The sequence below is a fragment of the Niastella yeongjuensis genome, assembly GCF_900110245.1.
In the GTDB taxonomy this organism is placed as follows: Bacteria; Bacteroidota; Bacteroidia; order Chitinophagales; family Chitinophagaceae; genus Niastella; species Niastella yeongjuensis.
Genome location: NZ_FOCZ01000002.1, coordinates 882,961 through 897,592, shown reverse-complemented (window position 1 = coordinate 897,592; position 14,632 = coordinate 882,961). Strand labels below are relative to the sequence as shown.

The 14,632-nt window shown below is 45.0% G+C and carries 12 protein-coding genes; 6 read left to right on the top strand and 6 right to left on the bottom strand.

Annotation, left to right across the window (positions count from 1 at the left end; translation table 11 throughout):
• Positions 1-87: 87 nt before the first annotated feature.
• The 4 genes from BMX95_RS08325 to BMX95_RS08310 are packed head-to-tail and all read left to right on the top strand — an operon-like array spanning position 88 to position 2,596.
• Complete coding sequence (locus BMX95_RS08325; protein WP_081201742.1) at positions 88-453, top strand: DsrE family protein; 366 nt, start codon at positions 88-90, stop codon at positions 451-453.
• Positions 454-507: 54 nt separating this feature from the next.
• Entirely contained in the window at positions 508-1,425 is a 918-nt protein-coding gene (locus BMX95_RS08320; RefSeq protein ID WP_081201741.1) for a PNPOx family protein, read from the top strand.
• A gap of 5 nt (positions 1,426-1,430) precedes the next feature.
• Positions 1,431-1,700 carry a 2Fe-2S iron-sulfur cluster-binding protein gene (locus tag BMX95_RS08315; RefSeq protein ID WP_165758982.1) on the top strand — a complete coding sequence of 90 codons (270 nt, stop codon included), beginning with the start codon at positions 1,431-1,433 and terminating at the stop codon, positions 1,698-1,700.
• 11 nt (positions 1,701-1,711) lie between these two features.
• A complete protein-coding gene (locus BMX95_RS08310; RefSeq protein WP_081201738.1) occupies positions 1,712-2,596 on the top strand; it encodes an AraC family transcriptional regulator in 885 nt (294 codons plus the stop codon).
• A 53-nt stretch (positions 2,597-2,649) separates the two neighbouring features.
• On the opposite strand, the gene BMX95_RS08305 is transcribed toward BMX95_RS08310, so the two are convergent.
• The 6 genes from BMX95_RS08305 to BMX95_RS08280 all read right to left on the bottom strand — a co-directional run bounded on the left by BMX95_RS08305 (position 2,650) and on the right by BMX95_RS08280 (position 11,540).
• A complete protein-coding gene (locus BMX95_RS08305; protein ID WP_081201737.1) occupies positions 2,650-4,239 on the bottom strand; it encodes an MFS transporter in 1,590 nt (529 codons plus the stop codon).
• 6 nt (positions 4,240-4,245) lie between these two features.
• The gene (locus BMX95_RS08300; RefSeq protein ID WP_081201736.1) at positions 4,246-5,295 is read right to left on the bottom strand and encodes an HlyD family secretion protein; all 1,050 of its coding nucleotides are present in this window, start codon (positions 5,293-5,295) and stop codon (positions 4,246-4,248) included.
• Between the two features lie 13 nt (positions 5,296-5,308).
• Positions 5,309-6,655, bottom strand: coding sequence for a TolC family protein (locus tag BMX95_RS08295; protein ID WP_165758981.1), 1,347 nt, complete (start codon positions 6,653-6,655; stop codon positions 5,309-5,311).
• A 113-nt stretch (positions 6,656-6,768) separates the two neighbouring features.
• Positions 6,769-7,641 (bottom strand): helix-turn-helix domain-containing protein, encoded by an 873-nt coding sequence (locus BMX95_RS08290; protein ID WP_081201734.1) that lies wholly within the window; start codon positions 7,639-7,641, stop codon positions 6,769-6,771.
• A 105-nt stretch (positions 7,642-7,746) separates the two neighbouring features.
• Positions 7,747-8,124 carry a response regulator gene (locus BMX95_RS08285; protein WP_081201733.1) on the bottom strand — a complete coding sequence of 126 codons (378 nt, stop codon included), beginning with the start codon at positions 8,122-8,124 and terminating at the stop codon, positions 7,747-7,749.
• The gene (locus BMX95_RS08280; RefSeq protein ID WP_081201732.1) at positions 8,124-11,540 is read right to left on the bottom strand and encodes an ATP-binding protein; all 3,417 of its coding nucleotides are present in this window, start codon (positions 11,538-11,540) and stop codon (positions 8,124-8,126) included. Before BMX95_RS08280 ends, BMX95_RS08285 begins: the two co-directional genes overlap by 1 nt.
• A gap of 230 nt (positions 11,541-11,770) precedes the next feature.
• Here BMX95_RS08280 and BMX95_RS08275 point away from each other — a divergent pair, with 230 nt between their 5' ends.
• Entirely contained in the window at positions 11,771-12,088 is a 318-nt protein-coding gene (locus BMX95_RS08275; RefSeq protein ID WP_133053964.1) for a hypothetical protein, read from the top strand.
• A 14-nt stretch (positions 12,089-12,102) separates the two neighbouring features.
• Positions 12,103-14,631, top strand: a complete 2,529-nt coding sequence (locus BMX95_RS08270) for an Hsp70 family protein (protein WP_081201730.1) — start codon at positions 12,103-12,105, stop codon at positions 14,629-14,631.
• Position 14,632 lies beyond the last annotated feature (1 nt).

The window sequence follows — 14,632 nt, the reverse complement described above, 5'->3', positions numbered from 1 at the left end:
GAAAAAATCATCCATTAGATTGTCCAAATTATCCATTCTTCAGCGACCAATTGCAGGCCACCTTTGCATTATACAAATGCAAATAATATGAACAAAACAGCAATCGTTATCCTTTCTGACCCTAAAACAGGTGAGGATGAAGCAGTTGGCCGTGTATTCAATGCTTTAGCTGCCGCCTACGACCTTAAAAATGAAGGCGAAGATGTTAAAATTATTTTTCAGGGAACAGGCGCCCGGTGGCCGGAACAATTGGTGCAACCCTCGCACCCGGTAAATGCACTTTTTCTGGCAGTAAAGGATAGAATAGAAGGTGTTTCCGCTGGTTGTGCTGCTGTATTCGGCGCCGATGCATCTGGTTACGACCTGGTTGCAGATAATAAGGTACCCGGAACACCTGGCTTACCTAGTTTTCTCAAACTTAGAAAGGAAGGATACAACGTCCTGATCTTTTAAATCATCACTGTCCCTCAATGAAACCCTGGGGGACAGTGATCTAATTTACAGCATATGACCGATGTATTTCATAGCGGCGAGCGTGACATTCAAAACCGGGTTGGTGAAGCTGAAATGGCAGCTCATAACAAAATGATGATCGCCCCATCAATACCCAGGGGTGCCATTAATTTTGTGGAGAAGCAGCCAATGGCAATTGTCGGCAGCCGAAATGCCGCGCATGAGTTATGGGCCTCGATCCTGATCGGCAACTTCGGCTTTGTAAAAGTGCCGGACCCGGCTACCATAATTTTCGACACCCAACAACTAGTCAGCAATCCGGCGGATATTTTCTTTTCCAATATCGCCCATGATAACCAGATCGGGAGCCTGTTCATTGAACTGGCAACCCGCAAACGACTGCGGGTAAACGGTAGTGTAGGTATTGAAAACTCAAAAATTGAATTCCATGTTGAACAGGCCTATCCCAATTGTCCCAAATATATCCAGCGCAGGGTTATTTCAATGCCGGAATATTTTGAACAAACGCACTCAAAGTCAAGGGAAGGAATTGAACTGAACGAAGAGATAATCAACTGGATCAAAAGCGCGGATACATTTTTCGTGGCCAGTGCAGGGTTAGACGGCCGTTTGGATGCGTCGCACCGGGGCGGCAATCCCGGTTTTATTGAGATCCTGGAAAACGGGATGATCAAAATACCGGACTATCCGGGCAACAGCCTGTTCAGTACTTTTGGCAATATGCTGCAAAACCCCAAAGCTGGTTTACTGTTCATTGATTTCGAAAAAAGACAAACATTACAGCTAACGGGGACAACCAATCTCCTTTTTGACCAGACATCAGAAATTGACCTCGCCAGAACCAGAGGTACAGGCCGTTTCTGGCTTTTTCAGCACGCCCGATGGATCATCACCCAGGAACACCACCGCGTAGACTGGAACTTTTTAGAATACTCACCCTTCAATCCGTAATAAAAATGGCTACAAATAAAAGTTATACCGTTACCTTGCTTACATCAAATAAAGAGATCCTTTGGGACCAAAGCAAAGGCAGCTTATTAGAATTGAGTGAATCGGCAGGATTAGAACCAGAACACAGTTGCAGAGTGGGAACATGTGCCACCTGTGCAACAAAATTAGTTACCGGTACCATTGAATATGACCCCGAGCCTTTTATGGAGCCATCAGACAATCACATTCTGATCTGTTGTGCCCACCCAACATCGGACATTGTGATTGAACTTTAAAATTATGCAAGATGTTATCGCAGTCGGTTTATACGCTGATCAATCAACAGAACGGGAACCTGGCCTTCAAGGTTTTCGAATTCGACAACAATAGTTATTTTGATCACATTCAGCGGAATAACTATTTCACCCTGATCATCATCACCGCGGGGGAAGGACTGGCGACTGTTGATTTTTCCGAGTATCCCTGCCGGGAAAATACCCTGTTCGCCTTTTATCCCTACCAGCCATTCATGCTGCAGGCAAAAGGAACATTAATGGGTGTTGCCATTCAATTTCATCATGATTTTTTCTGCATCTACAGACATCATAAAGAGATAGCAGCCAATGGTATCCTGTTCAACAATATTTACCAGCAACCATTTATCTGGCTGCAGGAAAGTTCGAAAAAAACGCTGTTGAACATCGTCAGCGAAATAACCGGGGAATTGAAAACGGAAGCGTTGAGAAGGGATGAGGTTATTGTATCTTACCTGAAGATCTTTCTGGTACTTGCCACCAGAATAAAGCTCGAACAGCAGTCCATGCAGGAAGCCAGTGCTGTCAATGATAAACAGCGTTTCATTGTGCAGGACCTAAGAAATGCGATCGAAGAAAATTTCCGGCTGAAACATTCTGCAAGTGATTATGCCGACATCCTGCACCTGACGCCTAATGCGCTCGCGCGGATCACCAAAACCCATTTCAATAAAACACTGTCAGACCTGATCACCGACCGCATCATTATTGAAGCCAAAAGGGAGTTATATCTTACAGATAAAACGATCAAGGAGATTGCATATGAACTGGGCTATGAGGATGAATACTATTTCAGCAGATTCTTTAAAGGCAAAACAGACATCTCCCCACAGTTTTACAGAGATACGGTGGGTTTTAACAGACAGGCAGCCAATTGATCCAAAAATAAGATCCCTCCGGTACACCAGGAGGGATCTGCTCTTTTTCAGACTTAATTGGTCACACTGTTTAACCTGGCTGCCTTTATCTTATTTATAACTGCAAAACCTAATAAGATAACGAAGACAATAGCCATCAATACGGTACCAATCAAAAATATCACCCTAAGCGTTAATAACTGACTTTGAATACCCAGAGATTTCGCCAGCAGCATGTTTGAAATACCCATCGCTTCACCGGTGGTATATCCTTTTGATACAAACAGACCTTTATATAATTCCTGGCGCTGCGTAACAGTACCCTCTTCGGGAATCAGCTTGCTCAAAAAACTATCTTTGAACAGCTGGTTATAATTTAACTGCAACGTATAAAACCCGGCAATGGAATTGAGCGTGGCTATAAAGCGGGTATAGGTACAAACAACAATGCCAGTCATACCGGTGCTCTGAGGCACAGATCCTATACAAAATACACTTACCGGAACAAACAATAGTCCGCAGGCAAAGCCATGTAAAAAGATGGGCATACAAAGGTCGGCAAATGACAGATCAGGCGTAAGATGCGTATAGACCCAGATATGATAAAAGGACATTACACCAAAACCAACCAACAATAGTTTGGGTAAATGTTGCTTGTTTACCATAATCATCTTTACAGCAATGATCGTCGCAATAATTACTCCGGCAATGTTATATAAACCCGAGTTCACCACGTCTGCCGAACTCCAGCCAAGCACTGAAGCGGCGTATCCATATATAAGATTTATACTGTCTTTAATTCCCCAGAACAACAGCATGAGAAAAATTGCAAAAATAAATTTACCAACCTTAAACACGCTCAGATCTATCAGGGGCCTTTTGAGAGAGGCTTGTCTGAAAAGGAAAAGTGTTGTAGCAACGACCGCAAAGATCGTTGTGTTTCTAATGGTTGCATCTGCAAACCAGTACCGTTTAGGTCCATAGATCATTACGAATAACATGGCAGCAGCGGCAAACATAAACAAAGCACCACCGGGCCAATCGATCTGGTATAAAGGGTAGGCTTTTGTGGTTTGCCGGGGCTTGAATAGACAGATACAGAGCAGTATAGCCATTACCTGAAGGCCAATCAAACCATAATATACTGCGGTCCAGTTTGTTCTTAACACGACCCAGGAGGCGCCAATACCAATCAACACGCCACAGGTAAGGATCAATGAAAAAAACAGGGATACGCCGGCAAGCATTCTATTCGATGCTGAAAATGTAGTAAAAATGACTATCAGTATGCAGCCGGCCACAATACACGTAACTACCCCTATTAAAAAACGTAATATTGAAAAGAGCACGAGATCGTGAATGAACAGGCACCCCATATTCAAAAGAATGCCCGTTAAAAGTGCTGTCAAAAGATAACTCCGGGTATTAAAATATCTTTGCAGCCTGAATTGTATGGGCAGGGTTGTAATAATTCCCACATAGGCGATCTGTAAAGCAAACGAAACATCCTCCTGCTGTGCGCCATAAAATGAAACCACATGGGCCTGTATAAGCCCGAAAGAAGCGAACTGGGCCACTGACGCAAACAATATCAGGATCAGCGAAATCCTTACAAGGCCTACATGCCTGCCCACCAGGTTGTTAATATAGATCGACTGCTCCATGCTGGTTTATTTTGTAGCTTTCCTTACTTTAACATTTACATTCATTCCGGCTTTAAGTTCCTCCACGTCCCGATCATTGAAGACTATTTTAACCGGCACCCGTTGAATGATCTTTACAAAATTACCGGTGGAATTATCTGCGGGCAATAAGGAGAACCTGGAACCGGTAGAAGCAGAGATGGCCTCAATTTTTCCATTAAAGATTTTACCAGGGATCGCATCTGCTTCAATTTGTACCGGCTGGCTTATATACATGCCGTGCACCTGGGTTTCTTTAAAATTCGCGATCACCCATTTATCGTTTGTATTGACCACCGATACCAATGGCTGTCCTGCCTGTACCTGCTGGCCTTCAAGAATGGTTTTCCTTCCTGTATATCCACTATAGGGAGAAGTTATGACCGTGTAACTCAAGTTAAGTCTTGCCAGCCCCAGCAATGCTTCGGCCCGTTTACGTGCCGCCAAAAGCGAATTGTATTTAGCCTGCAATTCACGCACTTTGCTATCGCCCGTTTTCAAACCGTTTATAGCTGCGCTGTAATCGCTTTTTGACACATCGTATTTTGTTTGTACCAGCTCGAAGTCCGATAAGGTCACGGCTTCTTTGTCCAACAGGTTTCTGAATCTTTTTACATCCTGCTCCTGTTGCCAAAGCCTTGCCCGCGCAGCAGTGATCTGGTCTTTGTTTATCAGGGTAGAAGTCTGAACCGATTGGATACTGGCATCCAGTATTTCCTGTTGTGCCCTGGTATCTTCCAGCATGGCCTCAGCCTCCCTGACCCGCTGTAGATACTCCCTGTCATCCAGCACTACCAGTGTATCTCCCTGTTTCACCTGCTGGTGTTCATTGAACAACACGTTCTTTATAAAACCGCCAGCCCGCGCCGAAACAGGATTGATAAAGCACTCCACCTGCGCGTCATTCGTGTCTTCATATACACCTGCCCGTAAAATATATCCAATAAAGTAAACAAGCGCGGTCACTACAACCAAAACCGCGACCCATATGGTGAACTTATTCATGAGGCTCTTTCCATTACTTTTTTTTGCTTCCATTTCTATTTATTCTTTAAAGTTTTCCGGTTATAAAAAGTAAACGATAGTAGATTGACAAGGCCGCTATATTAGCCTGTATATAATTGTACCTCGACTCCTGGTAAAGGTTATCAGCATCCAGCAGATCGGTCAACAAACTCAACTGGTTGGCGTATTTGGTATTTTGTATATCATAATTCACCTCAGTTTGTTCGATAGTCTTTTTCACAACCAGCATTCGTTCAACAGCCTCATTATATTTAACTGCCAAAGCCCTTACTTCCTGCGCCACGTTATCCTGGATCCAGTCTTTCTGCTGTTTCAGTTCTGCGGCCCGTATGGTGGCTGACCTTACCTTATTTTTATTCTGGTACAACGAGGAGATATCATAAGAGAGCCTCACGCCAATGAGGCCAACAGCGAAAGTTTGCGCCACCGGTGGAAAAACAAGGGTGTTTGGATAGTTAAACCCGTAGCCGCCGAATAAGGCAATAGTTGGCAGGTTAGCCGATTTGGCCAGTGCGACCCTGTTCTCCTGTATCTCGATATTCTTCTGCGCTTTTAAGATCGCATACGTACCCGGGTATTCTTTCAATAAACTTGCAAACGTTACGCTGTCAGGCAGGCCTAACGAGGTGGTATCTACCGGAATGATCTTTACCGACTCATTCAGGTTCAATAATGTATTCAGCCGCTGATTGCTGATCCCGTAATCGTTCCGGTTTGAAGTTTCACCCAAATGAACATTGGACAATACCACCTCGGCCCTTAGCAAATCACTTTTAGTTACTTTACCATTGGTGTAAAAGGCGTTGATATTCTTCAATCTTGATTCCGCCCTGGTTATCTGATCCTTTATGAGACGTTCCTGAAAGTAGATCCTGATCATATCCAGGTATTGCAGAGCCACCTGCAACCCAATGTTTGCTTCCTGTTCATTTGTATTTATGCATGCCAGCTCGCCTTTGTACTTTTGATCCGTTACTGCGTATCGTTGTCTGCCACCCGCATATAAATTAAAAGCCGCTTCTACATTCAAACCACCGGCATTGTAGCTTGGTGGTTTGGGGATTGAATGCGATTCGCCGAGCACATCATGATACAAGGTTACCTTAGTATAACGTTGATAGGATGCATTGCTGGTAATACGGGGGAAAGCACCCATTTTGGCATCCTCCAGATCTGCCTGTGTGGCTTTTTCCTCCGTCTTCAAAACCCCAACCAGTTTATTCGATTCTTTTGCATACCGGATGGCCTCATTCAAGGACAGTCTCATAGTAGCATTGTCGTCATTTTGTGCGTTGACACTACCAACCGATGCACTGAGAAACAGGCAATAAAGGCCCCGCTTTCCAATGCTTTTAAAAGGGTATATTTTCATTATCTGCATTAGTTTATAATACCTGATGGCAAAAAGCATCCTGTACGCTGTTATTCAACAGCATGTACCTGTTACCAGTAAACCTGCATTACTGGCACATCAATAAAAGTGTGCTATGGTTTAGTAGATTTGAAATCACTGCGGAAACGGCCTGGTGAAACATCAGCCAGCGCGGTGAACATCCGGTTGAAATATTTGGGATCATCATAACCCAGATAGCTGGCAATCTCTTTTATGCTAAAGTCAGTATAACAGAGCAATCGTTGCGCCTCCCTAAGCATTTCCTGCTGAATATAATGGGTTGCGGTAAACCCGGTAACGGCTTTTATCGTATCGTTCAGGTAGCTTACCGAGAAGTTCATCAGATCTGCATAATCGCCTGACTTCTTCAGTTCCCGGTAATGCTTTCTTACCAATTGTTTAAATCTCTTTGTAAGTTCAACGCTTCTGCGGGAGTGTTGCCCCGATAACGATTCCGTACTTGCCTGAAAGGCAGATGCGATCTTATAAATACAGGGTGCTGCCAATGCATTGACGGCTAATTTATGAAGCGATCCCAACGTATTATCCTGGTAGGTTTGATACAGCAGTTCAAAATACCGGATATACCAATTAAGATCCGATTTTGATAGCGATAAAAGCGGGCCCTTATGCAATGAGTCTTCTATCATTAACCTGGCATGTTCGTCAACCAGCTTATCATCCAAAAATAATATCCAACCTTTACTGCCTTCATTAAACATAACGGCCCGCTGAATCTGTCCTGGAATCAGGAAAACAAGCGTTTCCTTAGCAACGGGCACCTTCTTAAAGTCAACTACCAGTTCGCCCCCGCCCGATGTTAATAACAAACATATGAAATGGTCGTTGCGGTGTAGTTTACTGGCATCATTCAATGCAGTAGAAATATAAGTTTCGGTGAACGGGTCAATCCGTACACCGGATATATTTTCTTTTATTTGCCAGATAGGTATTGTGCTTTTCATCCCCTTCAGATTACTATGACACAAAATTACCCAATGAAACAGTTGAATTATCCTACTTTTCGCAGCATTTGGTGGATAAATCGCATATCAGGCACTTCCACGGGGTTAATTGTCAATTTCCCCCAGGATGCCCGAGATAATTTTCAGCAAGTCCTGAAAGCGGTCTGGTTTTGTTACCAGTTTGAAGGCTCCAAGATTCCGGGCAATGTCGATATCGCGTTTCGAGGAAGAGGTTGTATACATAACAACCGGGATGTCTTTCAATGCAATATCATCTTTTAAATATTTAAGGCATTCCCAGCCATTCATTTCAGGCATATTGATATCCAGGAAAATAACAGCCGGAGTTTCCGTTTGTAGTTTTGAGAGTACTTGCCGTCCGTTGTACGAAACGATCAACTCGGCATCCGGCCTCACCTCTTTCACCGCCTCATGAAACAATTCGATATCATCAATATCATCGTCGCCTAACATTAACTTCATTAAATCTTTTTTTTGAGATCAATTACAGGAAATTCAATGGTAAAGGTAACGCCTTCTCCCTTCTTGCCATCAGCGTGTATGGAGCCGCCATGCCGCTCAACGATCTTTCTACATAGTGAAAGCCCCAATCCTGTTCCATCAAAGCGGTCTTTTGTATTCAGGCGCAAGAACATGTCGAAAATCAACTCATTATATGCCGGGTCAAAGCCAATCCCATTATCAGTAAGCGTGATCTGATAGTATTGATTATTGTCTTTTTGTTTAAGCTGCCAATTGATCTCAATTACCGGCTGTCTGTCAGGATGGGCGAACTTTAACGAGTTGCTGATAAGGTTATAAAATAACTGATACACCAACAACCGCCCACCAACAACCGCTGGCATAGCTGGATATTTCAGGGTGCCGCCTTTTTGCTGAACCAACAACTCCAGGTCTACCTTTATATCTTCCAGAATGACGTTCAGGTCTACACTTTCCAATTCAACGTTGGTCCCATTTAATGAGGAATACATAAGCACTCCATCGATCATGGTCGACATCCGTTCGGCGGAGGTCATTATTTTGTTTAAATAAGATCTTCCTTTCTCCGACGTCAACATATCTGAATCATCAATCAGGCGATTAGTGAATGTCTTTATTTTTCGCACTGGTTCTTTCAGGTCATGGCTGGCCACGTGTGCAAACTGTAACAGATCGTCGTTTGAGATCTTCAAAGCGGAGTTCACTTCATTCAATTCCCTTGTACGGTTTTCAACCCGGCGTTCCAGTTCGGTTTCATACAGCTTTCTTACAGAAACATCACTGGCAGCCCCAAACCATTCTATGATCTCACCCTGCCTGTCGAGAATAGGAACCGCTCTCGACAACGTCCAGCCTAAAGTCCCATCAGCCTGAATGACCTGGTGTTCCAGTTGAAATACAGATTTTGTCTTTATAGCCTCCTGTATTACGCCCCAAACCCTGGCCTGATCTTTTGGGTGAATGTACTTATCCTGCCAGTTGGAAATTGGTTCTCCGGTATCCTGCAAAAAGTTTCTTCCATCCAGTTGCCGCATAACTGTCCAGTCTGGGCTCATTCTATAGATCACATCAGAAGTAGCAATAACCAGTGCCCGCAGCCGGGCTTCGCTTTTCCGGATGGCTTCTTCCATTTCCTTTCTGATATTCGAGAGTTGAATATTGGAATTCACTCTTGCTATCAGTTCATTTCTGGTAAAGGGTTTGGTGAGGTAATCATCGGCACCGGCATGAAAACCCTCGATCTTTGCTTCTTCGCCCGCGCGTGCAGAGAGCAAAATAACGGGTGTCGTTTTAAGTGAAAGGTCCTGCCGCAATAATTCCAGTAACTCCAACCCATCTATCTCCGGCATCATAATGTCAGACAAAACCAGATCAGGCTTTATTGCTTTAGCCAGTTCATATGCTTGTTTTCCATTTACCACTGCATACACATTACAATATTCAACAAGCACCCCTTTAATGTATTCGCGCATGTCGGCGTTGTCGTCGGCCAGGATGATTGAAGGTTTATGGGAAGCCTGTTCTTTTATTTCCTGGTCTGCAGTGGTGTGTTCCCGCACATCATCGGGGAACCATCGCATTGCTTCTTCCAGAAATACGTTTGCTTTTATTGCGGTTGACAATTGTTCTCCTGACCTATATTGTATCTGTTCTGCAGGCAGATGCGCCCTGCCGCGGGGAAGCCTCACAATAAATGCCGTTCCCACATCGGGTTCACTTTCTACTCCAATACTTCCACCATGTAATTTTATCAATTCACCTACCAATGCCAATCCTATTCCACTTCCTTCAAATGACCGTGACCGAGCCTGGTATACCCGATGAAACCGTTCAAAGATCTTTGACTGATCTTCTTTCGAAATTCCAATTCCTGTATCCTCAATCCTTAATTCTGCAACACCAGGAAGCATGCGGAGCTGAACCCTGATCTTTCCATCGAAAGTAAACTTGAATGCATTGGACAGCAGGTTCAGTACTATTTTTTCCCACATCTCTTCGTCCAGGTAAATGGGTTCAGGCAACTTTGGGCAATCAATTTCAAATTCAAGCCCTGCGTTCGATATAGCCGAAGTGAAATTGCTCGCGATGTCGGATGTTATTTTAGAAATATCTATGGGTTTGAAGACCATCTGCATGCGCCCGGCTTCAATCCTTGAAAAGTCGAGTAAGGTGTTAACGAGTTTCTGCAGGCGAAGGCCGTTCCGTTGTATCAGGGCAATCACATCGCGTTCTGCTACTACCTGCGTTTGCTTTTGTACCAGTAGCTCATCGAGCGGTCCCAGCATAAGAGTTAGTGGTGTTCGAAATTCATGGCTTACATTCCCGAAGAAAGCGGTCTTTGCTTTGTCCAGTTCTGCCAGCGCTTCGGCTCTTTGTTTTTCCTTTTCATAGGCCAGTCTGTTTGTGACGCCTGAAGAGATCTGATCTGCTATCAGCTGTACAAAATTGCTGTACGATTCATCAAACTTTCGAAAGGGATTCAATGCCAATGTTACCATGCCAATAGGTGCACCCCGTTTAGCTTCCGTGATGGGCAGGTAGGCAAACTGCGTGGGTGCAGCATCCCAGGCACCGGTAGGAACCTGAATCCTGATCTGATCATTATCACCTAAGACCACAATACGCTCACCTGCAGACCTGACCCAATCGTTCCATTCAGTATTCTCACGGGTGAGATCCATTTCATTTGGTAATTCCGGATGCCCCATCTCAATCCCGGCCACCGCTTCCAACCAGGCTTTTGAATTGGAGTCGATCCGGTGTATAAATGCAAAGGGGATATCGAAAGGGTTTTCTGCTAGTACCATAGCCGCCTGTATATATACCTCGGCTACCGAAGAAGCAGAGGAAATATTTTTCCCTAATTTTCGCAGTATTTCCATTTGCCGCTTGCCAATAATCTCTTCGGTAATTTCATTAACTGTAGCCAATACACCACCAATACCATTGGGTGCAGTGGCATCAGGCACGGGACTATACGCTATGGTAAAGTGGGTCTCTTCTTCAAAATTATTGCGGTTAACTTTTAGCAGGATATCATCCATCCATGATGCAGCTCCCCCTTTGAACGGCGTATCTATCAATGGGCCGATCACATTCCAGATCTCATCCCAGCATTCGTAACCCGGCCGGCCAAGCCCCGGAGAAGGATGTTTTAACCCCAGTACCGGAATGTATGGATCGTTATAGATCTGAACATAGTGTTCGCCCCACCAAAGCAGCATGGGAAAACGATTCACCAGCATCATGTTTACCAGGTTCTTGAGGCTTTCTGACCAGGTGTCAGGTGAACCGATCGGCGTTGTTGACCAGTCAAACTCACTGATGAGTTTAGCCATTACACCGCCGGCGACAAAATTTTTAGGAAGAAACTTGGTTCCCATGGCAAAGTCCATATGTAACTGTTTATTTTTCTGCTAAAAAATCAGGCGGGGATTGGAACAATCGTATAAGGTGGCAGCTCCGTTATTCCAGGATTTAAAGATAACCCATACTTGCAACTATCCGTGTTATCAGCCTGCTATTTTAACAGGGGCATGTGATATAAAAAATCATGCCAGCGCAGGCAGAAAAGTTTTGAGTTTTGAAAACGGCCTTCTATATTGTACGCAAATAGTACCCTATCATGCCCCAACACCTATGGATAAAAATGGCCAACCTTGTATTTGAACTGGAAAAAAAACTATCCACAGGACAGCCATCCACCGGCATTGTTCGTAATATAGACCGGATGAAAAACGTTCTGGAAGAGGCCGGATTCATGTTGCTCAATCCACTGGGAGAACCTTATAATGAGGCCCGTACCGATCTGGAAGCCAGCATCACCGGTGAAGCAACCGGTAAACTACACGTACTGGATGTTATAAAACCCATCGTTTACACCCAACAGGAAGACGGCCGCTCTTTATTACAGAAAGGCGTTGTCATTGTAGGTAATAAATAATTTAATTAACACATATGTCGTCGACTATCAATTTTGCCATCGATCTGGGCACCACCAATTCCCTGATCGCAAAGGCGAATAACGGAAGTGTGGATATTTTCAAAAACCCTTCCGGTATGAAAGTGACCCTGCCCAGCGTGGTGGCCTTCCGGAAAGACCGCATCCTAATTGGAGATAAAGCCCGGGAATACGTTGAAAAAGACCCGGCCAATGTATTTGCAGCCTTCAAGCGCAAAATGGGTACCGGGGAAAGCTTTTTCATTCCCAATAGCGGCTCGTTCAAAACACCTATCGAACTAAGCACGATCGTTTTACAGGAATTAAAGAACTTCATTTTTACCGGTGAATCTCCGGCCAGCGTGGTGATTACCATCCCGGCCAGTTTCGATACCATTCAAAGCAATGCCACCAAAGAAGCAGGTTATGCCGCCGGCTTCAGAGAGGTGTTGTTATTACAGGAACCTATTGCAGCCAGTCTGGCATTCGCCAATAAAGAAGGCAAGGCCGGTATGGAAGGCCGTTGGCTGGTGTATGACCTCGGCGGCGGTACTTTTGACGTAGCCCTCGTAGTTATCGAGGATGATGAAATGAAGGTCATTGACCATGAAGGCGATAATTTCTTTGGCGGCGTAGATTTCGACAATGGTATCCTTACGCAATTGTTCGTTCCGTACCTGGAAAGCCACTATGGCGTGCAGGACCTGTCTTCAAAAATGCTGAGTGCAAACGGCAAGTATAATAAGCTGTATTTTCAGTTGCTGTATAAAGCCGAAGAAGCGAAGATCGCGTTAAGCAATAACACAACCGTAGATATAGAATTCGATTTTGAAGATGAAGCCGGTGAAGAACACGAAGTGTTTTTCACCATCAGCCGCGACCAGTTCGACGCCATTGCCCGTGAACGTGTACTGGCTTCTATTGCGTTTATCCGGAACCTGTTGACCCGGAATAACCTGCAGTCTTCGGATATTACTGAAGTAGTGCTGGTAGGCGGTAGTACCTATATCCCCCTGGTACGAAACCTGTTGGCGCAGGACCTGGGTATTAAAGTAAATACCACCATCGACCCTACAACGGCAGTAGTGGAAGGCGCAGCCTGGTATGCTGGCGGCAGACCCAGTAAAGCTACTCCGCTGCCGGCGGCCCAACAACCGGAAGCTGCCAATACCGGTGGCAAAACCGCACCAGCCGCAGCAGCATCCAACATTGAAATAAAAACTGCTTTCCAGTCGAACAGCCGCGACACAGAAGAATATTTCGCAGCCACCATCAAAAATGCACCGGCCGGTAGCTCCTATCGAATTACCCGCGCCGACGGCGGTTTTGACAGTGGTCTTAAACCCGTAGCTGAAAAGATCAGTGAAATGCTGCTGTTGCTGCCCAACAGCCTGAACGCTTTTAGCCTGAAGCTGTTTGATAAACAGGGTTTCCCCTTGCAGGTATCCATTCCCGAGATCCTGATCGTACAGGGAAAATTCTCCATATACGGCCAGCCCCTTCCCCATGATATTTGTCTTGAAGTGGATGATACAGACAATAACATCACCCACCTGGAAGTGATCTTTGAAAGAAATGCGATCCTTCCCATCAAGAAATCGATCACCAAAACATTGAGCCGCACCATTGTGAAAGGAAGCGACGACCAGCTGCTGATCAATGTGCTTGAGGGCAGCCGTTATTCATCACCACAATCGAACCTACCCATAGGTATTGTCAGCATCTCGGGCAAACAACTTAAGAGCGACCTGGTAAAAGGCGCCGATGTGGACCTCACTTTCGAGATCAGCGAAAGCCGCGATATAACGGTGACGGCCTATATCAGTATGATCGATGAAGAATTTAAACAGGCGTTCAGTCCTTCGGCCCGCTCGATAAACGTAACCCGTTTACAGCAGGAAACAGATTACCTGCACCGGTTGGGCAAACGCCAGCTCGACAAGCTGTTAAAGACTGAAAAATATGAAGAAAGTGCTCCCCTGCAGCGTGCGCTGAATGACCTTGAAACTATCCAGACAAAATTAAGAACGCTGTCGGCAGATGATGTAACAGACACTAAATACCAGCTGGACGATCAGAAAAGAAGACTGGCACAGATCATCGATACAGCCGAGAAAGGCGACCGGATGGTAGAGCTCAAAGAAGAATACTATCAGAAAAAAGAAGAGGGACGGCTATTGCTACAACAATCCGGCAACAAAGACCTGCTGCAACGCTTTGAAAACATGAGCGCTGATGAACCCACCTGGATCAATAACTGCAGTACGCAATTCCTGCGATTGAAGATCGGTGAAATGGGCAGGCTGATCTGGGAGATCAAACGCAAGGACGTTTCTTATGTTACCCGGGTTTATTTGTATTATGCCGGTCTGTCTGATGATAAGTACTATAATCACTCGCAGGTAAAAGTATTGCGGGCCCGGGGAAATGAGGCCCTGGGAAGACAGAACCCCGACGAGATCCTGAGTTATGCGGCCCAACTGCACGAACTGCTCATCGACAAAGACCAGAATGAGGCGATAAAAGGTACGGGGTTGAAAGGCTAGT

Coding starts and splice junctions, on each gene's coding strand:
- BMX95_RS08325 (WP_081201742.1), top strand. CDS start 88: ATGAACAAAACAGCAATCGTTATCCTTTCTGACCCTAAAACAGGTGAG.
- BMX95_RS08320 (WP_081201741.1), top strand. CDS start 508: ATGACCGATGTATTTCATAGCGGCGAGCGTGACATTCAAAACCGGGTT.
- BMX95_RS08315 (WP_165758982.1), top strand. CDS start 1,431: ATGGCTACAAATAAAAGTTATACCGTTACCTTGCTTACATCAAATAAA.
- BMX95_RS08310 (WP_081201738.1), top strand. CDS start 1,712: ATGTTATCGCAGTCGGTTTATACGCTGATCAATCAACAGAACGGGAAC.
- BMX95_RS08305 (WP_081201737.1), bottom strand. CDS start 4,239: ATGGAGCAGTCGATCTATATTAACAACCTGGTGGGCAGGCATGTAGGC.
- BMX95_RS08300 (WP_081201736.1), bottom strand. CDS start 5,295: ATGGAAGCAAAAAAAAGTAATGGAAAGAGCCTCATGAATAAGTTCACC.
- BMX95_RS08295 (WP_165758981.1), bottom strand. CDS start 6,655: ATGAAAATATACCCTTTTAAAAGCATTGGAAAGCGGGGCCTTTATTGC.
- BMX95_RS08290 (WP_081201734.1), bottom strand. CDS start 7,641: ATGAAAAGCACAATACCTATCTGGCAAATAAAAGAAAATATATCCGGT.
- BMX95_RS08285 (WP_081201733.1), bottom strand. CDS start 8,124: ATGAAGTTAATGTTAGGCGACGATGATATTGATGATATCGAATTGTTT.
- BMX95_RS08280 (WP_081201732.1), bottom strand. CDS start 11,540: ATGGACTTTGCCATGGGAACCAAGTTTCTTCCTAAAAATTTTGTCGCC.
- BMX95_RS08275 (WP_133053964.1), top strand. CDS start 11,771: ATGCCCCAACACCTATGGATAAAAATGGCCAACCTTGTATTTGAACTG.
- BMX95_RS08270 (WP_081201730.1), top strand. CDS start 12,103: ATGTCGTCGACTATCAATTTTGCCATCGATCTGGGCACCACCAATTCC.